We start from the raw sequence: 22,105 nt of genomic DNA, 5'->3' as shown, positions 1-22,105 counted from the left end.
CGCCCTCTGTGGGGTGGCGGGCACCAGCCCGTCACGCTGTTCCGGGCGGCTCACGGACGGCTGCGGCCCGTGGACTGACCGTCGAGTTCGACGGCCGAGCACCGCCACCGGTGGTCGGCGCACAGCTCCAGCCGGAAAGCGATGGCGCGCTGGCGGTCGCCTGTGACGATGCGCGCGAACGCCTCGATCACTCCGTCGCGGGGCCGGCTGCCGCGGGCGTCGAGGACTTCGGGGCTGGTGCGGTCGGCTCCGCGGGGGCGCAGCGGAGCGTGGGAGGCGAGGCTGGTGAGTTCCTCGTAGGCGGGTCCGCGGGTGTGCTGCAGGAGCGTGTGGACGGGACGCTGCCCGCTGAGTACGAGGAGGAGGCGGCTGGCGAACCAGTAGGGCGGCTGACGTTCGCGTTCCCGTGCTGCCGCAGCGCGGAGGGCGGACGCCGAGGGACGGCCGGGAGCGGCGCCGGGGCGTGACGTCACGTGCGTCCCGGGGCGGCGGGAGTCACGGCGGCCGGGCGGGCCCGAGCGCGAGGAGGGCCTGGGGCCGTACGGCTTGGGACCGCGCACCTGTGCGGCCGCGTTCGTCCCGGCATGGCCGTGAGGAGGCGCTGCGGGCCCGGGGGCGCCCTCTGCGGCGGCTCCACGGGTGTTTCCCGGGGTGCGTGGAGCGGCGTCCGACACGGGCTGCGGGAGGTTCGGTCCGGAGGCCGCGGCGGTGCGCGGGGCCCGGACCAGGGCGTCGTCGAACTGCGCGGACGGGATGGGTGCGGCGTGCATGGGTCCCCCGATGAGTGGTGCGTCCGAGAGGCCGGGAACGGGTTTGTACCCGGCAGTAGCTTTCGGGTCGGTTGTACCGACACGGTTCGGGTGGTCGCAACGCGTGACGGGCGGCGGGTCGGCTGCGAAAAGTGATTCACCTATCAGTGGGGCCGCGCGGAGCGAAGGTGACGGATGTCCCTCTCCACCTGCGGCTTTGAATCAACGTCCGCACGGGGAACGGCCGCTGCCCGGGCCGTATCCTGACCTGACAGACCGTCCGGCGATACACGAAAGCGGCATCGATGCGTGTCTATGTGCCTCTGACTCTGCCAGCCCTGCGGGACGCGCACGCCGCCGGGGAACTGGTGCCGGAGCCCGGAGCGATCCTCGCCTACGCCGTCACTCCCGGCCTGCGCGAGTGGTATGTCTCCGACGACAGCGAGGAGTTGGAGTACGCGGCTCTCAACCGCGCCGCGCAGGCGTCGCTGCGTCTTCTGGCGGCACGCCCCGACGCGCCTCGGCGCCGGGTCGTCCTCGCCGCCGACATCCCCGACGGCGAGGTGAGCTTCGACCCCGACCAGGTCCTGGACCGCGAATCGCTGGGGCAGGTGCGGATCGGCCGGCCTGTGGCGCTGTCGAAGGCGGCGGCCGTCCACATCGACGCGGACGACGCGGCGGAGGACGTCACCGCGGCGGCAGACGCACTGGGCGCCGCCGACATGGGCGACGAGGACGCACGGTTCACGGTGGACGGCGCCGAGGACCACGAACTGCTCTGGTACGCCACGCAGGAGATCCCGCACATCCTCGGATGAAGCCGCCTCGGGTGACGCTGCCGACGCCCCCGGCCGTCCTGGAATCCGGTGTCGGAATGTCAGACCCCCGACGTACGGTCTTCTCCATGAAACCGGGACATTCGGGCGGGCGCACCGCCCACATCGTGTGGGACTGGAACGGCACGCTGCTGCACGACATCCACGCTGTCATCAGCGCGACGAACGCCGCCTTCGCGGAGCTCGGCCTTCCGTCGATCACGCTCGATCGCTACCGGGAGCTGTACTGCGTACCGGTGCCCCGGTTCTACGAGCGGCTCATCGGGCGGATGCCGAGCGAGCGGGAGTGGGAGGTCATGGACGAGTCCTTCCACCGCCACTACTGGCTGCGGGCGCAGGACGCCGGTCTCGCCGAGGGGGCGGCGGAGCTGCTGGCGGCGCAGAAGGCCGAGGGGCGTACGCAGTCGCTGTGCTCGCTCGCTCCGCACGACCGGCTGATTCCGCTCGTCAAGACGCACGGGATCGACGGCCACTTCGTCCGCGTCGACGGAGCGACGGGCCCGTCGGGCGGGGTGAAGGCCGAGCAGATGGCGCGTCATCTGCTCGCTCTGGACGAGGTGCAGGCGGAGAACACCGTGGTCATCGGCGACGCCGTCGACGACGCGGTGGCCGCGGCGCACGTGGGGGCGCGAGCAGTGCTCTACACGGGCGGTTCGCACAGCCGGGCCAGTCTGGAGACAGCGGGGGTGCCGGTGGTGGACACTCTGAAGGAGGCGATCGAGGCGGCCGACTGGGCAGCCGGCGCACGGAGATGAGACGGAACGAGCTGTCTGCTGTCCACTTCGTCCAAGAGTCTCCACTGATTTTGTACACATAAGGTCCATGACGGCCCCGGGCGTGGGGGCGATAGCCTACGCACGTGATCAGCGCTATATCTCGCGCGGGCATCGTCGCCCTCGCCCCGTGCCCCCCGCGCGACAGCGCCGGGGCCTCCGCTGGTCGTCTCTCACGGCGCGCGTCGAGCCTGAACGGACATCCCGTGCTCCGATGCCGTGCCTCCGCCATACCGACGTCACGCAACGGCGCGCGACAGGAGTCAGGACATGCAGACCAAGCTGGATGAAGCAAAGGCCGAGCGGCTGGAAGAGGCCGCCCGGGTAGCTGAAGAGAGCCCCGCCGGGGGAGAGCATCCGGCGCGGGGCCTCGAGAACGGCGCACTGCGGGCGTTCCTCCAGCGCTACTACCTGCACACCGCTCCTGAGGACCTCGCCGACCGCGACCCCGTGGACATCCTCGGCGCGGCCTTCTCGCACTACCGGCTGGCGCAGAACCGGCCCCAGGGCACGGCCAACGTGCGCGTGCACACCCCGTCGGTCGACGAGAACGGGTGGACGTGCAGCACGCACACCGTCGTTGAAGTAGTGAACGACGACATGCCGTTCCTCGTGGACTCCGTCACCAACCTGCTCTCCCGCGAGAAGCGCGGGATCCACCTGGTGATCCACCCTCAGATGATCGTCCGCCGCGACGTGACGGGGAAGCTCCTCGAGGTGCTCGACGCGGGCCGGGACAAGCTCGTCCCCGGCCCCGGCGGCGCGTCCGTGGAGGAGAAGCGGGAACTGCCGCACGACGCGGTCACCGAGTCCTGGATCCACGTCGAGATCGACCGCGAGACCGAACGCGAAGACCTGAAGCAGATCACGGACGATCTGCTGCGCGTCCTGTCCGACGTGCGCGAGGCGGTCGAGGACTGGCGCAAGATGCGCGAGGCGGCGCTGAACATCGCCGACGAGCTGGAGTCGGAGCCCGTCGCGCACGACGTGCGCGAGGAGGAGGTCGAGGAGTCGCAGGAGCTGCTGCGCTGGCTCGCCGACGACCACTTCACCTTCCTGGGATACCGCGAATACGAGCTCTCCGACGAAGCCGAAGACGGGGAGCGGGAGTTGACGCTGAAGTCCCTCCCGGGCACGGGTCTGGGCATCCTGCGCTCCGATCCGCAGCACAGCAGCGGTGACGACGGCCACCCGGCGTCGCCGTCCTTCAGCCGGCTTCCGGCGGACGCGCGCGCGAAGGCCCGTGAGCACCAGGTGCTGGTGCTCACCAAGGCCAACAGCCGTGCCACGGTGCACCGTTCGTCCTACCTCGACTACGTGGGCGTGAAGAAGTTCGACGCCGAGGGCAACGTGGTGGGGGAGCGGCGCTTCCTCGGGCTGTTCTCCTCGGCCGCCTACACGGAGTCGGTGCGCCGGGTCCCCGTGATCCGCCGCAAGGTATCCGAGGTGCTGAGCTCGGCCGGTTTCGCGCCGGACAGCCACGCGGGCCGCGACCTGCTGCAGATTCTCGAGACATATCCGAGGGACGAGCTGTTCCAGATCCCCGTCGACGAGCTGCGCTCCATCGCGACCTCCGTGCTCTACCTGCAGGAGCGCCGCAAGCTGCGGCTGTACCTGCGAAAGGACGAGTACGGGCGCTACTACTCGGCGCTCGTCTACCTCCCGCGGGACCGCTACACCACGGCGGTACGGCTGCGCCTGACGGAGATCCTCACCGAGGAACTGGGCGGCAGCAATGTGGACTTCAGCGTCTGGAACACCGAATCGGTGCTCACCAGGCTGCACTTCGTCATCCGCCTCAAGCCGGGCACGCAGCTTCCCGAACTGACGGACGACGAGGCCGACCGCATCGAGGCGCGCCTCGCGGAGGCCGCCCGGAACTGGGCGGACGGCTACTTGGAGGCGCTGAACGCGGAGTTCGGCGAGGAGCAGGCCGCCGAACTGGGCCATCAGTACAGCGCGAACGCCTTCCCCGAGGGGTACAAGGCCGACTTCCCGCCGCGCGCCGCCGTCGCCGACCTGCAGCACCTCAACAGGCTCGCCCGCGGCGAGAACGGCACGTCGGACTTCTCGCTCAGCCTGTACGAGCCGGTCGGGGCGAGCCCCGGCGAGCGCCGCTTCAAGATCTTCCGCATCGGCCAGCCGGTCTCCCTCTCCGCCGTGCTTCCCGCGCTGCAGGCGATGGGCGTGGAGGTCGTCGACGAACGGCCGTACGAACTGCGCTGCAGCGACCGCACGAAGGCGTGGATCTACGACTTCGGCCTCCGGCTGCCCGGCTCCCACGTGCACGGCCTCGGTGAGGACGCACGTGAGCGCTTCCAGGACGCGTTCGCCGCCGTGTGGACGGGCCGCGCCGAGAACGACGCGCTCAACTCCCTCGTCCTGTCGGCGGGGCTGACGTGGCGCCAGGCGATGGTGCTGCGGGCGTACGCGAAGTACCTGCGGCAGGCGGGGGCGACCTTCAGCCCGAGCTACATGGAGGACACGCTCGGCCGCAACGTGCACACCACGCGGCTGCTGGTGAACCTCTTCGAGGCACGCCTCGACCCGGGCCGCTCGCAGGCCGGGCACGAACTGACCGACGGGCTGCTGGAGGAGCTGGACGGGGCGCTGGACCAGGTCGCCAGCCTGGACGAGGACCGCATCCTGCGCTCCTTCCTCACCGTCATCAAGGCGACGCTGCGCACCAACTACTTCCAGAACGCGGACGCGGGCACCAGGACCGGCGGGGGGAAGGACGAGTCGGCACAGCCGCACGAGTACCTCTCGATCAAGCTGGACCCGCAGGCGATCCCCGACCTGCCCGCGCCGCGTCCGGAGTACGAGATCTGGGTGTACTCGCCTCGCGTCGAGGGCGTGCACCTGCGTTTCGGCAAGGTCGCGCGCGGCGGTCTGCGCTGGTCGGACCGGCGTGAGGACTTCCGTACGGAGATCCTCGGGCTGGTGAAGGCGCAGGAGGTCAAGAACACGGTCATCGTGCCGGTCGGCGCCAAGGGCGGCTTCGTGTGCAAGCAGCTCCCCGATCCTGCGGCGGACCGGGACGCCTGGCTGGCCGAGGGCATCGCCTGCTACAAGACCTTCATCTCCGGGCTGCTCGACATCACCGACAACCTGGTGGGCGGCGAGGTCGTCCACCCGCAGGACGTGGTCCGCCACGACGGCGACGACACGTACCTCGTCGTCGCCGCCGACAAGGGCACCGCCACGTTCTCCGACATCGCCAACGAGGTGGCCGAGGCCTACGGCTTCTGGCTCGGCGACGCCTTCGCCTCCGGCGGCTCCGCCGGCTACGACCACAAGGGCATGGGCATCACCGCCCGCGGCGCCTGGGAGTCGGTCAAACGGCACTTCCGGGAGCTGGGCCACGACACCCAGACGCAGGACTTCACCGTCGTGGGCGTCGGCGACATGTCGGGAGACGTCTTCGGCAACGGCATGCTTCTCTCGGAGCACATCCGCCTCGTGGCCGCCTTCGACCACCGGCACATCTTCATCGATCCCCAGCCGGACGCGGCGACTTCGTACGCCGAGCGGCGCCGGCTGTTCGAACTGCCCCGCTCCTCCTGGGAGGACTACGACTCGTCGCTGATCTCCGCGGGCGGCGGCGTCTATCCGCGCAGCGCGAAGTCCGTGCCCGTCACCCCGCAGATGCGGGAGGCGCTGGGCATCGAGTCGAAGGCCACGAAGATGACCCCCGCCGAGCTGATGCGGGCCATCCTGAGCGCGCCTGTCGACCTGCTGTGGAACGGCGGCATCGGCACGTACGTGAAGGCGTCGGCGGAGACCGACGCGCAGGTCGGCGACAAGGCGAACGACGCGATCCGCGTCAACGGCGAGGACCTGCGGGTGAAGGTCGTCGGCGAGGGCGGCAACCTCGGCCTGACGCAGCTCGGCCGGATCGAGTTCGCGCTCCACGGCGGCCGGGTGAACACCGACGCGATCGACAACAGCGCGGGCGTGGACACCTCCGACCACGAGGTGAACATCAAGATCCTGCTCAACGCGGTCGTCGCGGGCGGCGACATGACGGTCAAGCAGCGCAACAGCCTGCTGGCCGAGATGACCGACGAGGTCGGCGCGTTGGTGCTGCGCAACAACTACGCGCAGAACACGGCGCTGGCCAACGCGATCGAGGGCGCGGCCAGCCTGCTGCAGGCGCACAACCGGTACATGCGCAGCCTCGGCAAGGAGGGGCGCCTGGACCGGAGCCTGGAGTTCCTCCCCAGCGACAAGCAGATCCGCGAGCGCCTCGCGGCCGGGCAGGGCCTCACGCAGCCCGAACTCGCCGTCCTCCTCGCGTACACCAAGATCACGGTGACGGACGAGCTGTTCAGGACCGAACTGCCCGACGACCCGTACCTGCGTCGGCTGGCGTACGAGTACTTCCCGAAGGCCCTGCGCGAGCGGTTCCCCGACGAGATCGGCCAGCACGCGCTGCGCCGGGAGATCGTCACGACGCTGCTCGTCAACGACACGGTCAACACGGGCGGTTCGACGCTCGTGCACCGCATGAAGGAGGAGACCGGCGCCTCCACGGAGGAGATCGTCCGGGCGCACACCGCCGCCCGCGCCATCTTCCGGCTCGGGGAGATCTGGGACGAGGCGGAGGCGCTGGACAACATCGTCAGCGCGGACGTCCTCACCAGCATCCGGCTCCAGTCGCGGCGGCTCGTCGAGCGCGGCACCCGCTGGCTGCTCAACAACCGTCCGCAGCCGCTGCTGATCGCCGAGACCATCGACCTCTTCAGGGAGCGGGTCGCGGAGGTCTGGGAGGAGCTGCCCAAGCTGCTCAAGGGCGACGACCGCGACTGGCACCAGACGATCCTGGACCGGCTCGACGAGGCGGGGGTGCCGTCCGAACTGGCCGTGCGCGTCGCCGGGTTCTCCGCGGCCTTCTCCGCGCTGGACGTGGTGGCCGTGACGGACCGCACCGGGGTGCAGCTCCTCGACGTCGCCGCCGTCTACTACGACCTCGCGGACCGGCTGGGCATCACCCAGCTCCAGGAGCGCGTCAGCGAACTGCCGCGCGCGGACCGCTGGCAGTCGATGGCCCGGGCGGCCATCCGTGAGGACCTCTACGCCGCGCACCAGCTGATCGCGGCGGACGTCCTCTCGGAAGGCGGCGGCAAGGCGACGCCCGAGCAGCGGTACGAGAAGTGGGAGGCGAAGAACCACACCATCCTCACGCGTGCGCGGGCCACGCTCGACGAGATCCAGTCGTCGGAGACCTTCGACCTGGCCAATCTCTCGGTCGCGATGAGGACGATGCGCACACTGCTGCGCAGCAACCGCTGACGCCGACGGGCGGTCCGGCCGGTGTTTCGTCGCCGGCCGGACCGCCCGTCCCGTCGCTTTCCGCCCTGTCGCCGCCCGTCCTGTTGCTGCCGGGGCCCGGAGCTCCCGCTCGCGGACGTCAGCGACGGCGGTCCCGTGCGGTCCACCCGTACGAGGGCCGCCGTACGTGTCCCCGGCCCGGTACCACCGCCTTCGGGGTGCCCGGGGCACGCGTTCGGCCCTGCCCAGGGCGCTGCGTGCTCTCCGACGGTCTTAAGTGGAAGAGACCGTCAAGGGGAGCATCATGCGAACCGACTTGAACGCAGCCCCGCGCGGCCGCCGGCTCTCACGCCGTACGGCGACCGCCCTGACCCTGCTGGGACTGCTGGCTGCCGGCTACCTCGGCCAGCTGCTGGGCCTCGTACTCGCCTCGGCGGCTCTCGTCGTCGCCGGAGCCGCCCTCGGCGTCGCCACCGAGGCGTGGCTGCTGGGCAGATGGCGGACGCTCGCCCGGGGCCTGGGACGTGCGCAGCTCTACCACCCCGTGCGGCAGCTGCTGAGGGACGCCCTGCTCCTGGCCGGGCTCGCCCGGCTGGACGTACTGGGCCCCTCGCCGCAGGCCACGCTGCTGCTGGTCGCGGTGCTGGGCTGCTGGGCGGGGCACTTCGTGTGCCAGGCGGCGGCCGCGCGGGTCCGGCATTCCAGGCGGCTGCCGATCGTCACGCGCAACATCGACGCGTCCTCGCTGCGCCTCGGCACCGCTCCTCCCGCGATCTTCGGGCGCCACGGTGCGCTGCGCCTGCTGTCCTGCTCCGTCCTCGTCACGGCGGGGCTGGCGGCGACCGCCGTGACGGGCTCGGCGGCGTGGGGAGCCGGGGCGGCGCTCGGCTGCTGGGCCGTTCTCGCATGCGGCGTCGCGCTGCTGGTGGTGCGCCTGCTGCCCGGGCGCCGTCCGGCGGGGGAGGAGGAGGCGCTGGCCTGGCTGGACGGCTGGCTGGACGCGTACAGGCCGACCGTCGGCATGTACTTCTCCGGAGGGGCCTCCTCCGCGTACCAGGCGAACATGTGGCTCTCGACGCTGGAGCAGCTGGGCGGGCGGCCGATCATCGTGCTGCGGGAGCGGTTCATGGTGCAGCAGATCGACGTCACCGACGTGCCGATCGTCTGCGTCCCGAAGGTCGCGCATCTGATGCGCCTGGAGCGTTCGTCGCTGCCGGTGATGCTGCACCCGGCGAACTCCGGCAAGACCTCGCAGGTGCTGCGCATCCCGACGATCAAGCACGCCTTCATCAACCACGGCGAGAGCGACAAGCTCTCCTCCTGCAATCCCTACGCCAAGGCCTACGACGAGGTGTGGGTCGCCGGTCCCGCTGCCCGCGAGCGCTACCAGCTCGCCGACATCGGCGTACTCGACGCGGACGTCGTGGAGGTGGGCCGCCCGCAGCTCGCACCGATCAGGCCCTACGCGGGGCCGCCCGCTCCGGGCACGCGTACGACCGTTCTGTACGCCCCGACGTGGGAGGGGTGGACGGACGATCCCGGGAACACCTCGCTGCCCCTGGCGGGGGAGCGGATCGTCCGTGCGCTCCTGGACGATCCGGGGGTGCGGCTGCTGTACAAGCCCCACCCGATGACCGGTTCGGTGGATCAGGCGGCGGGAGAGGCCGACCGGCGCATCCGCGTGATGATCGAGGAGGCCGTACGACGGAACCCGGCGGGGCGTGCCAGGTCCGCGGAGGTCGACGCAACTGCGGCCGAACTGGAGCGGTGTACCGCCGAGTTGAGGAGTCTCGCGGGGACGGGTGCCCGCCGCAGCGAGGACGAGGCCGAACGCATGGGCAGGCAGCGGGCTCCGGTGGATCCGCCCGCCGCGAGGGTCCTCGAAGCCGTCGAGGCCTGGGAGGAGTGCTTCTGGAGGGCTCACGCCCCGGACGAGCATCTGGTCCTCGCGGGGCCGCGTCCGGGCGTCTACGCGTGCTTCAACCAGGCCGACGTGCTCGTCTCGGACGTCTCCAGCGTGGTGTCGGACTACCTGACCAGCGGAAAGCCCTACGCCGTCGTCAACACCACCGGCCTCCCCGAGGAGAGCTTCAGGACGGCGTTCCCGACGGTACGGGCGGCCACGGTCCTCACGCCGGCCGCGGACGGGCTGCCCGCCCTGCTGGAGGCGGCGCGGAACCCGGAAGCGGACACCATGCGGGAGGCGCGCGCCGAACTCAGGGCACATCTGCTGGGCCCTGACGATCCGCCCGCGCTGACGCGGTTCAGCCGTGCGGTGGAGGAGCTGCGGGCATCCGCGGCGGCCAGCAGGGCGCGCCGTGACGCACGGCAGCGGGCAGCCGCGGAAGGGCTCGCGGACGGCGTCACGGAAAGTGTCGGCGACGGCGTCGCGCAGGGACTCGCTGGAGGAGCGGCGGAACCGTCCGCAGTCGCGGCGGCCGTCGAGGAGCGTTTCGGCGGCGGGCAGTTCGAGGTGGCCGGGTCCGGGCCCCTGCCGCGTCCCGAGGCGGCGCCGCCGTCGTCAGGGGCCGCCGGTCAACTGCCGGCCGACGCGTCCGGCGACGAGGAGGCGCTTTGAGCCCCGGTGCCGGCAGGCGTTCCGCCTGACGCGGTGGCTGCGCCGGTGCCCGGGCTCTGCGCGTCCGTGGCGGCCGGTACCGCTGCGGCGACCCTGGCGGGCTCGTCGGCCGGAAGGGGCTGCAGCGCGCACACGAGGTCGTTGGCGAGGGAGAAGTAGAACCACAGGCCGGTCTCGCTCTCGCCGAGCCTGACGCGTGGCACCAGATCGGTCTTCTTGCGGTCGGCCAGGTCGCCCAGCAGACGGGCGAAGCGGATGCGCGGCGTGTCTTGGGGGCCGGGCCGGAACCACAGATCCCAGACGCCCTTCGCATCTCCCGAGTCGAGTGCGGCCGGCAGGTCGTAGGGAAGCTCGAAGGAGAGGACCGGTACCTCGCCCGCGGGTGCTGCCGCGGGGGCGGACCCGTCCGGTGCCGCCGAGGCAGGCGTCCCGGAGGGCCGGGACCCGGCGGAGAGCTGGAAGGGCAGTTCGAAGTCCGGCTCGGTCTTCGTACGGGAGACGGCGACGACCGCGCCTTCGCCGTCCTTCGCCGCGCGTGCGGCGGCTCCGTACAGCTCGGCGCGTACGGTTCCGGCCTGCCGGCCGAGCTCCACGGAGGTGACCTCGGCGTGCCCCGGCCGGTGCCAGGCACGCACGGCGAGGTAGCCGTCGAGGGTGGTGTAGGGCACGTGGGGGCCGAGCACGCCGTCCGCGTCGAGGGGCGGGGGCATCGTCAGCAGGCGGGCGGTCTCGACGAGTTCCGACTGGACCCTCTTGCGCTTGCCGTCCGTCACGCGCTCCACGTACGTGTCCCAGCGGTCCTCGGCGAGCGGGTGCGCGGCACGCTCCAGCCGTACCTCGACCCACCCGTCGACGGCCTCGTCGCGGGGAGGGATCGGGATGCGGTGCGGCGCCCCGCTGTCGCGGCGCGACCGCACGAGCAGCACGGACGAGGTCTTCGGCAGCCGCGACGCCAGCAGCCGGATCGCCACCGAGCCGTCGGTGGCGACACGGGCGCGGCCGAGGGGGCGCCGCAGCTTGGCGGCGGGACGGGACGCGTTGCGGTGGGCCCGCCACACGCGCAGCGCCGGGCGGAGCACGGGGCCGAGCGTGCGGAGCGCGAGGCGGCGCATGGGCCGGGAGTTGCGCTGGGGGGCGGCTGCTCCGCCCGCCTTGGCGGGGGGCGTCGTGCCCGCGGGGGACTTCGCCGTGGCGGCGTTCGCCGCGACGGGGTTTCCGGCGCCGGAGGGTTTCGTGCCCGCCTGCTTTCCGCCGGCGGCGGGCGGAGTCAGGGACGCGGGAGCGGGCGCGGGAACCGCGGGGGCCTCAGCGGTCCCGATGCCGGGCGCGTCCTGTACGGGGCGTCCGGCGGTGCGGGTCCGGCGCTGGGACGCCAGCTTGTCGAACAACTGCTCGTATTCGCGGGCGATGCGGTCCGGCGCGTAGCGTTCCGCCTTCTGCAGCGCCGCGCGGCTCATCCGGTACCGCAGCTCGGGGTTCTCGATGAGCTGCATCAGGGCGTCGGCGTACGCCCGCACGTTCGTCTTCTCGGTCGGGCCGAGGGGGGAGAGCAGTCCGTCCTGCCCGTTGCCGATGATCTCCCCCGGGCCGTAGGGGCAGTCCGTGCTGACGACGGGGACCCCGCAGTGCATGGCCTCGACGAGGGTCATTCCGAACGACTCGGCGTCGGAGGAGACGGCGGCGATCGCTCCCTTCGCCCACTCCGCCTCGATCGGGGCGTGGGGGCCCATCAGGAAGGCGCGGTCGTAGAGGTCGAGGTCGTCGATCCTCTTGCGCAGGGCGGCCTGCTGGCGGCCGCGCCCGTAGAGCCGGAGCCGCCAGTCCGGGTGGCGTTCGGAGACGAGGGCGAACGCGTTGATCAACCGGTCGTAGCGCTTGACCTTGATGAGCCGCCCGGCGGCGACGATCAGCTTGCTGTCGCCGTCGGACGGCTCGACGTCGACCGCGGGGACGGCGTTGGGGATGCAGGTGATGAGGGCGTCGTCGCGGGCGGTCGCGGTGCCGGAGCCGGTGATGGCGGCCCGGTAGTTCTCGGCGTCGGCGTAGGAGACGGTGACGAACGCGTCGAGCCGGGGAATGGCGGCGTCCTGGTGGCCGCGGACGTGGTCGCTGTGCATGGCGTGGGTCAGGTGCTCCTGGCCGATGCGCAGGTAGCGGTCGCTGCCGTATGCCGCGAGGTAGTCGTTGATCTTGGGGCGGGTGGCGATGACGACGTCGGCGTCCGTGTTCTGCAGGAACTCCTCGACGCGCACGTCGCCCAGACGGGTCGCGACGCCGCGTTCCAGGTGGTCGGGGCCCTCGGTGAAGCGGACGCTCGGCTGGTGGAAGCGGGGGTCGTCGCCGTCGAATCCGCGGGCGTCCCGGCGCAGCTCCAGCAGGTGGGTCATCGTCACGCGCGGATCGAACTGGAGGGCGGTCTCGCGCACGGTGCGGCGGAGGCTGACGACCTCGACGTCGTGGCGGTCGGCGAGCGCCCGGGAGAGGTTCACCGTGGAGCGGATCGTTCCGCCGATCCCGTAGGCGTTGTCCAGCAGAAAGACGATCTTCATGCGGCCCGTTCCTCACTGGATCCATGCGGAAGGCATCTGATCCTTATTGCACCATAGCGCCTGTATTGTCCATATACTGTGTGAATATTGCCAGCAGGGCGTGAAGTCGACGTGTTACGCGGCCTGATGCCGCGTCCCGCCCCTCTCCCGGACTTGTCACCGTGGCGGGGGAGCCCGCCGCCAACAGCAGCTGAACCGCCGGTGACCAGGAGCGGTCGGCTTGCGGAAGCCCTGCTCGGAGGGGGCGTGAAGGAGTGCGTGCGGGGGTGCGCGGCTCGTATACAGGGCTTCAGGACCCGGGGCGCCTGCGTCCCGGGTGAGTTGGATTCTTGATGCTTTCCGTCTCCGCGCCACGAGGGAGAAGTGCGATGAAGGGCACCGCGAACGAAGCCGCGACGGCGACCTCGGCAGTACCGGGAGGGCGCACCTCAACTCCCGGCGAGGAGTTGCCCCGGCCCCGATCCCTCCACGACGTGCCCGGGTGGTTCCACACCACCGACGCCGTCCTGTTCGACTGGTTCCTCCGGCGGCAGCAGCGCCTGGAACAGCGCGGTGACCTGCTGGAGATGGGTGCCTACATGGGCAGGAGCGCCATCGTCCTCGGGGCGTACCTCGGGGAGGGCGAGACGTTCACGGTGTGCGATCTCTTCGGCTCCGAGGCGCCCACTGAGCGGAACGAGCGCGAGATGCGAGGCTCCTACGCGACGCTGACCCGCACGGCCTTCGAGACCAACTACCTCTCGTTCCACGACGAGTTGCCGCGCGTCCTGCACGGCCCGACCACTGCCGTCCCGGAGCAAGTGGCCCCGGAGAGCTGCCGGTTCGTCCACGTCGACGCCTCGCACCTGTACGAGCACGTGCGGCCCGACATCAGCGCCGCCCGAGGGGCGCTCACACCCGACGGGACGGTCGTACTGGACGACTACCGCTCGTCCCATACGCCCGGCGTCGCCTGCGCGACGTGGCAGGCGGTGCTGGAGGGCGGGCTGCGGCCGGTCTGCGTCAGCGGCCAGAAGTTCTACGGGACGTGGGGCGACCCCCGCCCCGTGCAGGACGAGCTGTACGCGCGGCTGCGTGAACGGGGCGACTGCTGGCTCCAGTGGCAGGACGTCGCCGGGCACCGCCTGCTGCTCGTCGGGGCGGGCAAGGCCGCGCCTCCGCGCCTTCCGGTGTCCCGGCATGCGAAATCCCGGGCCGGAGCCCGGGACCACTGGGAGAAGGACGGCGCGGAGGCGGGCGGTGCGTCCGGTTTCCGGGCCGGGGCCCGCACCCGCCGGATGGCCCGGGAGGTGCTGCCGCCGGTGGTGGCCCGGCACCTGGCCCGGGCGCTGCGCGCCCGGGCCAGGTGAGGAGGCGGCTGCCTCCGCGTCGACCGTTGTGCAGTTGTTCCGCCTGCCGGCGCTACTTCACGGCGCCGGCCATCATGCCGGAGACGAACTGGCGCTGGAACGCGAAGAAGACGATCAGCGGGATCACCATCGACATGAAGGCTCCGGGAGCCAGGACGTCGATGTTGTTCCCGAACTGGCGGACCTGCTGCTGCAGGGCCACCGTGATCGGCGGGCTGCTCGCGTCCGAGAAGATCAGAGCGACCAGCATGTCGTTCCACACCCACAGGAACTGGAAGATTCCCAGCGAGGCGACGGCGGGGCCGCCCAGCGGCAGCACGACCCGGGTGAACAGCCGGACCTCGCCGGCGCCGTCCAGACGGGCGGCCTCCAGCAGCTCGCGCGGGATCTCCGCGAAGAAGTTGCGGAGGAGGAAGATCGCGAACGGCAGGCCGAAGGCGCAGTGGAAGATGACCACACCCGGCGTCGTCTCGAAGAGCCCCACGACGTTGAAGAGCTTCGCGACCGGGATGAGAGCCACCTGGACGGGCACCACCAGCAGCCCGACGACGATCAGGAAGAACCAGTCCTTGCCCGGGAACTCCAGCCACGCGAAGGCGTAACCGGCGAGCGCGCCGATGATGACGACCGCCACGGTGGACGGGATCGTGATCAGCATCGTCGTGACCAGCGAGCCGGTCACCAGCTCGTTGGCGAACAGCGACTCGTAGTTCGAGCCGGTGAGCTGGCTCGCGTCGATCACCCACGGGAAGCTGGAGTTGAGGTCGAAGATCTGCCACCAGCCGGAGAGGGAGATGTCCTCAGGGCTGCGCAGCGACGAACTCAGCAGCCCCGCCGTCGGCGTGAGCCATATGAGCGCGACCACGACGAGGCCGAGCCGGACGGCCCAGTGACCCGTGACGGTGACCAGCCGTGAAGCGATCGAGGTCTTCTTCTCCTGCTGGGGAGGCGAAGTCTTCGACGACTTGAGGGCGGCGGTGGGATCGGGCTTTGCCGCACTGACCGCGGTCATCGGCGTGCCTCCCTTCGCAGGCGACGGATGTTGACGACCATCACCGGCAGGACGAGCAGCAGCAGGATGACGGCGATGGCACTGCCCACGCCCTGGTTCGATCCCGCGCCGAAGGACGACAGATACAGCTGAAGGGCGAGCACGTTGGCATCGCTCTGGCTCTGGCTCGGAGCGATGATGTAGACGAGGTCGAAGATCTTCAGCACATTGATCATCAGAGTGACGACGACGACCCCGAGGACCGGGGCCAGCACCGGCACCGTGATCTTGCGGAAGACCTGCCACTCGTTCGCGCCGTCGACCCGTGCCGCTTCCAGCAACTCACGGGGCACTCCCGCGAGTCCGGCCGCGATGAGCACCATGGCGAAGCCCGCCCACATCCAGATGTAGGAACCGATGATGGAGGGCGTCACCAGAGTCGAGCCGAGCCACTCGATGCCGCCGTAGGGCTCCGCGAAGTTCGCGGCAGGCAGCCGGAGCTTGGAACCTTCGGCGGACTTGGGGAGCGAGAACGTACCGTCCCCGCCGGTCTCCGCGGTGGCGACGACCTTGCCGCCCTTCACCGCCTCGACCTTGATGCCGCTGAGGGCCTTCTCCTTCTGGTCGATGACGTCCGGCTTGCCGGCGCCGCCGGGCGCGAAGTCCAGCCAGACTGTGCCGGTGACCTCACCGCTCTTGCCGGGCGTCGCCGCCTTGGCCGGAGCGGCGTCCGCCACATCCTTGGGCGGGAGGCCGACCAGCGGGAGGTGCGCCGGGTCGGAGGCGGAGACCGTCGACTTGGTCGTGTAGTCGCCGCCGCCGGACTTGGCCAGCTCCGAGTTCGGGCGCGGGTTCGCGCCGGGCCAGGCGGAGGACTCGGCGAACGTGTCGTGGACCCCGACCCAGATGGCGTTGGCGACGCCCTGCTTCGGGTTCTCCTCGTACACGAGCCGGAAGATGATGCCGGAGGCGAGCATGGAGATCGCCATCGGCATGAAGATGATGAGCTTGAACGCTGTGCCCCAGCGCACCCGTTCGGTGAGCACCGCGAAGATCAGACCGAGGGCGGTGCAGACGGACGGGACGACGATGACCCAGATGATGTTGTTCTTGAACGCCGTCAGGATGTCGTCGTCGGTGAAGACCTCGACGTAGTTGCCGAGTCCGACGAAGCCCGTTCCGGAGGCGTCGAGGGTGCTGCGGAAGATCGAGTACACGATCGGGTAGACGACCAGGGCTCCCAGCAGCACCAGCGCGGGCAGCAGGAACGTGAAGGCTATCCAGGGCCGTGAGCGCATCACTGAGGCGCGCGGCGGAGTGGGCTTGCCTGCCGGAGCGGCGGAAGCCTTGAGATCCGTGCCGGTGACGGCAGTGGGACGGGTTTCGCCCCCTGGCGGTTCGTCAGTCGGTGGAGTGGGGGTGGGGGTGGGCATGACGATGGTGTCCCTTGTCCGGGTCCGGGTTAGTGCAGGGCGAGGTAGGGCCGAGGGCCTCCGGCTTCGCCGGGCGCAGAGCCTGCGGCGCCGACGGCGCCGGGCCCGTCCCATCGGACGGGCCCGGCACCGGCGGTGGTGCCGCCGGGCTGTCAGTCCTTCTTGTACGCCTTGGTGGCAGCGGCCTCGAGAGCGCTCTGGGCGCCCGCCACGTCCTTCGGGTTCTTCAGGAAGTCCTGCAGGGCCTTCCACTCACCCTTGCCCTTGGTACCGCCGAAGGCGGCCGGGGCCTGGTCGGACATGTCGAAGCGGAAGTCGTCGCCGGCGTCGATCATCGCCTTGGCGATCTTGCGCTGGACGTCGTCCGGGTACGCCTTGCCGTCCAGGTTCTTGTTCGGCGAGACGAACCCGCCCTCCTGGGCCCAGACAGCCGCGGCCTCGGGAGAGGCGAGGAAGGTGAGCAGGGCGTGGGCGGCCTTGCTGTCCTTCAGGGCGACAGCGGCGTCGCCACCCGTGACGACCGGGGCGTCGCTGCCGACGGCCGGGAACGGGTAGACCTTCGCGTCCTTGCCGATCTTCGCCTTGGTGTCGTTCGCGACGTTGATGCCGACGAAGTCACCCTCGAAGACGCTGGCAGCGCTCGGCGACTCGGGGTCGTCGAACGCCTTGGTCACGGACGTCGGGAAGTCGGTCTGCAGCGCGCCCTTGTTGCCGCCCGCGAGCAGTTCCTTCTTGCCGAAGAGCTGGCCGAGCGTGGTGAGGGCCTTCTTCACGGAAGGATCGGTCCACTTGATCTCGTGCTTGGCGAGCTGGTCGTACTTCTCGGGGCCGGCCTGCGAGAGGTAGATGTTCTCGAACCAGTCCGTGAGCACCCAGCCGTCGCCACCGCCGACGGAGACGGGCTCCACGCCGGAGTCGGCGATCGTCTGCGCGTTGGTGAGGAATTCCTTCCAGGTCTTCGCCTCGCTGACGCCCGCGTTCTCGTAGGCCTTGGCGTTGTACCAGATCAGCGACTTGCTGGCGGCCTTGAAGTAGACGCCGTACTGCTTGCCCTTGTTGGAGCCGAGATCCTGCCAGCCCTTGGAGAAGTTCTTGTTGAGCTGCTTCTTGGTGGCGTCGTCGAGGGGCTTGAGCCAGCCCTTCTCCGCGAACTGGTTCAGCACGCCGACCTGCGGCAGCATCGCCACGTCCGGCGGCGCGCCGCCCTCGATCTTGGAGCCCAGGTAGGTGGCGACGTTGTCGCCGGTGGGCGTGACCTCGACGTCGGCGCCGGTGCGCTTCTTGAACGCCTCGATGACCTTCCCGAAGTTCTTGCCCTCGTCGCCCGTCCAGACGGCGGCGACCTGGAGCTTCTCGCCCTTGAGCTTGGGCAGTTTGACGGTCTCCTGCTCAGTCTGCGAGGAACCGCCCTTGTCCTCCCCCTTGTCGCTGCCGCCGCCGCATGCGGCCGTCAGTGACAGGGCTGCGACGGCGCAGAGCGCCACAGCGCCACGTGCAGTCGCCCTGGTGTTGAAGATGCTGGTGTTGCTCCCGGTACTCGACGTACCAGTCGCACGAACCGTATTACGCATAGCTCCCGCCGTCCCCATCGGAGGCGCGAGTCCCGGAGAGCCGGTCCGCCGCGCCGTTTTGGTCACTGGGCATGAGGGCATCAGTTCTATCCCACAGTCCCGTGCGCAAAGTCCTACGCCTGAACGCGGACGGCTCGCAATACGTTGTCAGCTTTCAAGAACCTCATCTTGACCACTCCGTGATCTGTTCGTCGCGGGGGCGTCCGATTCCTGTGGGTCCACCCCGAGCGAGCGCGCGGCCCGGCCCACCGCGCTGGCGAGCAGAGCGAGGTCCGTCGGGCCGTTCCCGAGCTCCCTCACGGGACGCCGCGCGGGCGGGTCCCCGGCCCTCGCCCACTCCAGCGGGACGACCGTGGGGCGCTGCGTCGAGGTGCGCGGGATACGGCCTGTCACCCGGCCTGCCTGGAAGGCCGTGACACTGCCGTCAGCGTGCACAAGGGCTCCCCGCCCCGGACTCGCCTTCTCCTCGCCGGCACCGCCCCCGCCGCCCGCCCAGGACAACTCGACGCGCAGCGAGGCGGATCGGGCCACCGCCGTCTGGACCGTGCGCTCCGCGCGGCCGCTCACCGCCACGAGGTGCACACCGAGCCGCGCACCGTCACGCGCGACGGCCTCGAGCGCGCGCACGACGGAACCGGCCGCCGGCCGGCCGGGGTTGCCGAGTGCGGGGTCGACGAGGGTGTCGAAGTCGTCCACGAGAACGACGATTCGAGGAAGTGAGCCCGTTGATGTTTCCAAGTGTTGAACGACCGAGGTGTCATCTTCGCCGGTCGTGGCCTCGTGCGCGGCCGCCCGGCCCTGCGGAACCGACGCGGGCACCGGAGGCTGCTCGGCCCTCGGCCGGCCCGGCCTCCCGGCCGCCTGCGGGGCGTCGGGTGACGGGGACGCGCCGGCCGGGCCGCGTCCTCCGCTCCCGGCCCCGCCTTGCGGTCCGGACGGCTCGCCGGGTGACGGGGCCGCCCCGGACCCGGGCCCGCCGAACTCCTCGCCGTCAGGCACCCGGAGCCGCAGAGTCGCCGGCGCGGAACCGGCCTCCGCGCCGGGGGTGCCGCCGCCCGGCTCGTGCAGGACGGGATCACTGCCCGTCCGCGCGGCTGACGGTGCGAACGCCCCGGCGGCAGCGCGGGACGCCCCGCGTCCGGTGTCCGCGGAGGCGGCGCTTGCCCGCTCGGTGCTCCTGCCGGCCTCCTCCTGCCCGGAGAGCGGACGGGGCGTCGCACCGCGGACGGCGCGGACCGGTCCGCCCGCGAAGCTCTCGTAGTCGCCCTCGGACCCGATCAGCTCTGCCCGGCGCTTCAGCTCGCCGCTCAGCGCCTGAGCGAACTCCCGCATCCGCACCGGGTCGCTGGCCGCCAAGTGCCGCCGGACATGGGGGAGATCCAGACAGCTCCGCAGATCCTCGCGGGCCGCGCCGTCCCCCTCCACCAGCATCAGCTGCAGGCGGTCGGGCCGCTCGCCCGCGGAGAGCGCGGCGGCGAGGGAGCGGAGCAGCTCCGTCTTGCCCGAACCGGAGGGCCCCGTGACGAGGCAGTGCCCCCGGGCGCCGTTCAGCTCGGCCTCCAGCGGCCCGCGAGGTCCGGCGCCGAACACCAGCCGGGCGTGACCGGGGCCCGGCTGCGCGGAGCCCGCCCAGCGGGACAGGAGCGCGGCGGGCGTGGCGCGGGCCAGCCCCAGCTCGTCCAGCAGGCGGGACGACCGGGGCAGCGTCACCGCGGCGCGGGAGGCCGTGCCCGTGCGGACGGCCGTGCCCTCCGGCTCGCGGAGCGGTGCCAGGGCGCGGGCGAAGCGCTCCGCCCAGGCCGCGGAGACCGCGTCGACGGTGCCGACCGTCCCGAGCGCGCCGGGAGCGCGCGGTGCGGCCTGCGCGCCGGGCTGACGGTGCACCACCCGCACCGCTGTCGCGACGGCACCGCTGAGCAGGGCCAGCGCACCGCACTCCCGGAACGCCGCGGACGTCTCGCACGCCGTCTCCACCGTCTCGGAGAGAGGCGACGAGGGAGTCGCCGCCGGAGTCTCGGCGAGGCACAGCAGATGGATCCCCGCGGCGGGCCCTTCCGCTGCGAGCCTGGCGACCGAGGTGCGCAGCTCCGCCGAGCCGGGGTCGCCGTCCACGACGAGCAGCGTGTACGGCCCGGAGTGCCGGGACGTGTCCCGTCCGGGAGCCCCCTGCTGCCCGGCGGCACGGCCCTCAGCGGCGTTGCCCTGCGCCTCCTCGTCGAGCCGCCGGACCAGCTCCGCGGTGCGGGCCGCCGCCTGATCCCGGTCGAAGGCCATGAGCAGACGGCAGTCCTGGCCGTGCACCGGCCGGAGATGCGGCAGCCAGCCGAGCCACGACCACTCCGCGGCGCGCTCCTCCCTCACGCGCGAGCGGTCGGCGGAGAGGAGCACGATCTCCAGCGTGCTCGGGCCGTGCAGCGCGGCGAGCTGCGCCACCACGGAGCGTGCCAGCCCCGTCAGCCGCGGCCGGGGGCCCGCGAGGCCGAGCGAGCCCGCCCGGCGCAGGCCGACGGTGAGCAGCCCGTCGGGGCCCGGTCCGCTGTGGTGCGCGGTGCCGATCCGGACGGTCAGCGCATCGGGATGATCCGGTTCGCGCTCCCAGAGGCGGAGCCCCGGGCCGAGCGAGGTGAGCAGCACGGTGGCCGGATCGGGGCAGCGCTCGTCGCCCCACGGCACCTGGGCCGCAGCGCCTCCGGGGACGGCTGCGCCGGAGCCGGGCGGGCCGGAGCGCCCCACCGCATCGTCCTCCGGGCGCGCGCCCGCGAAGCGGCGCGCCCAGGCTCCCAGCCCGCGCGGACGGGACCGCTCCGGCTCCCGCGCAGCCGGTACGCCCGGATGCGGGCCCGCCGGCGCGGATCCGGCCGCCGCCTGAGCCGCCGGCCCGGCCGGGGGGAACTGCTCGGCGTACCGGGCGTGCTGGGCGAGTCCGGCGCCGTGCGTGGTCCCGCCGTCCGGTCCGCCGGCGTCCGGGAACGGTCCGTCGCCGCGCGCGTAGCCGTGCGAGCTGTCGGGGGCGACGGCCGGTGCCGGGGCAGCGGACGGTACGGCCTCACCGCCGGGTGAGCCCGGTCCGCCGCTGTGGGGGCCGCCTTCGACCAGGCGCAGCTGTCCGTCACCGTCGGGCACCGTGCGGAGCGGGCCCGGGGACGCCCCGCCGGTGCGGGAGCCGGGGCCCTGAGCGCCGTACTGCGCCTGCGTTCCGCTCGCGGAGGTCTCCAGCCGGAGCACCGACTCGCCGATCCGGAGCGTCGATCCGGGGCGGAAGAGCACGGGCTGCGTGCCGACGGGCGCGCCGTCCAGCGAGGTGCCGTTCGTGGAGCCGAGGTCCGTGACAGTGACGGCTCCGCCGTCGGAGACGGTGACCGCGCAGTGCAGCCGCGAGACGTCCGGGTCGTCGAGCGGTACGTCCACGTCCGCCGCGCGGCCGAGCTGGACCCTGCCGCCCTGCAGGAGGTGTATGCCGCCGGCGTCCGGGCCGGCCGTCACGTGCAGCCGCGCCTTCGCCGAGCCGTACGCCGCGAGGGCCGGGGCCGTGGTGACGGGGGCGGGGCCGTGCAGCGAGACCACGGCGCCGTCGACCAGCGGGGGCTCGCCGAGCATCTGGCGGTGCGGATCGAGCCGCTCCGTGCCCACGTAGACCGCGGCGGAGGAGTCAGGAGAGGAGTCGGCGGAGGCGGTGCCCTGCGCGCCGCCCGCACCGGAGGCGCCCGCGGCCGAGGCGGCCGTCGTGACCAGGACGCCGGTCACCGCGGACAGAGGCGTGCCCGACGGCGCGCTGACGACGACGTCGCAGGACGGGGCCGCGCCCGGCACCGCCGCCGCCTCCCCCGCTCCTGGGCCGCCACCGCGCGGTCCGAGGGTGACAGTCAGCCGGATCTGCATCGGCCCTCCCGGTCCAGAACACCGGTGTGCCGGCCTGCTGCGGCTTGCGGCGAGGTGGTCGGCCCCGCCGCGCGCTGCGCCCGGCACACATGTCGCAACGGACAACACTTCCGCGCTCGCGCT

General features: G+C 71.8%; 11 protein-coding genes. 5 read left to right on the top strand and 6 right to left on the bottom strand.

Annotated features, from left to right (window positions below; genetic code table 11):
- Positions 1-50: 50 nt before the first annotated feature.
- Positions 51-473 carry an Rv3235 family protein gene (locus IEY56_RS26500; protein WP_189039809.1) on the bottom strand — a complete coding sequence of 141 codons (423 nt, stop codon included), beginning with the start codon at positions 471-473 and terminating at the stop codon, positions 51-53.
- Between the two features lie 581 nt (positions 474-1,054).
- Here IEY56_RS26500 and IEY56_RS26495 point away from each other — a divergent pair.
- The 4 genes from IEY56_RS26495 to IEY56_RS26480 all read left to right on the top strand — a co-directional run bounded on the left by IEY56_RS26495 (position 1,055) and on the right by IEY56_RS26480 (position 10,210).
- A complete protein-coding gene (locus tag IEY56_RS26495) occupies positions 1,055-1,567 on the top strand; it encodes a DUF6912 family protein (protein WP_189039808.1) in 513 nt (170 codons plus the stop codon).
- 86 nt (positions 1,568-1,653) lie between these two features.
- Complete coding sequence (locus tag IEY56_RS26490) at positions 1,654-2,340, top strand: HAD family hydrolase (RefSeq protein ID WP_189039807.1); 687 nt, start codon at positions 1,654-1,656, stop codon at positions 2,338-2,340.
- Positions 2,341-2,628: 288 nt separating this feature from the next.
- Positions 2,629-7,653: an NAD-glutamate dehydrogenase gene (locus IEY56_RS26485; protein WP_189039806.1), complete on the top strand. Its 5,025-nt coding sequence runs from the start codon at positions 2,629-2,631 to the stop codon at positions 7,651-7,653.
- 283 nt (positions 7,654-7,936) lie between these two features.
- Entirely contained in the window at positions 7,937-10,210 is a 2,274-nt protein-coding gene (locus IEY56_RS26480) for a hypothetical protein (RefSeq protein ID WP_189039805.1), read from the top strand.
- On the opposite strand, the gene IEY56_RS26475 is transcribed toward IEY56_RS26480, so the two are convergent.
- Positions 10,168-12,759 (bottom strand): glycosyltransferase family 4 protein, encoded by a 2,592-nt coding sequence (locus tag IEY56_RS26475; RefSeq protein WP_189039804.1) that lies wholly within the window; start codon positions 12,757-12,759, stop codon positions 10,168-10,170. The genes IEY56_RS26480 and IEY56_RS26475 overlap by 43 nt on opposite strands.
- A 368-nt stretch (positions 12,760-13,127) precedes the next feature.
- Between IEY56_RS26475 and IEY56_RS26470 the strand changes: the two genes are divergently transcribed.
- Positions 13,128-14,108: a class I SAM-dependent methyltransferase gene (locus tag IEY56_RS26470; protein WP_189039803.1), complete on the top strand. Its 981-nt coding sequence runs from the start codon at positions 13,128-13,130 to the stop codon at positions 14,106-14,108.
- A gap of 52 nt (positions 14,109-14,160) precedes the next feature.
- On the opposite strand, the gene IEY56_RS26465 is transcribed toward IEY56_RS26470, so the two are convergent.
- The 4 genes from IEY56_RS26465 to IEY56_RS26450 all read right to left on the bottom strand — a co-directional run bounded on the left by IEY56_RS26465 (position 14,161) and on the right by IEY56_RS26450 (position 21,982).
- Positions 14,161-15,120 (bottom strand): carbohydrate ABC transporter permease, encoded by a 960-nt coding sequence (locus tag IEY56_RS26465; RefSeq protein WP_189039802.1) that lies wholly within the window; start codon positions 15,118-15,120, stop codon positions 14,161-14,163.
- On the bottom strand, positions 15,117-16,532 hold the full coding sequence (locus tag IEY56_RS26460) for a carbohydrate ABC transporter permease (protein ID WP_373292195.1): 1,416 nt from the start codon (positions 16,530-16,532) through the stop codon (positions 15,117-15,119). The genes IEY56_RS26465 and IEY56_RS26460 overlap by 4 nt, the downstream gene beginning before the upstream one ends.
- A gap of 152 nt (positions 16,533-16,684) precedes the next feature.
- The gene (locus IEY56_RS26455) at positions 16,685-18,103 is read right to left on the bottom strand and encodes an ABC transporter substrate-binding protein (protein ID WP_189039801.1); all 1,419 of its coding nucleotides are present in this window, start codon (positions 18,101-18,103) and stop codon (positions 16,685-16,687) included.
- A gap of 147 nt (positions 18,104-18,250) precedes the next feature.
- The gene (locus IEY56_RS26450; RefSeq protein ID WP_189039800.1) at positions 18,251-21,982 is read right to left on the bottom strand and encodes an FHA domain-containing protein; all 3,732 of its coding nucleotides are present in this window, start codon (positions 21,980-21,982) and stop codon (positions 18,251-18,253) included.
- Positions 21,983-22,105 lie beyond the last annotated feature (123 nt).

Source organism: Streptomyces daqingensis, from assembly GCF_014645895.1.
GTDB classification, from domain to species: domain Bacteria; phylum Actinomycetota; class Actinomycetes; order Streptomycetales; family Streptomycetaceae; genus Streptomyces; species Streptomyces daqingensis.
This window is presented reverse-complemented; position numbering and strand designations above follow the sequence as displayed.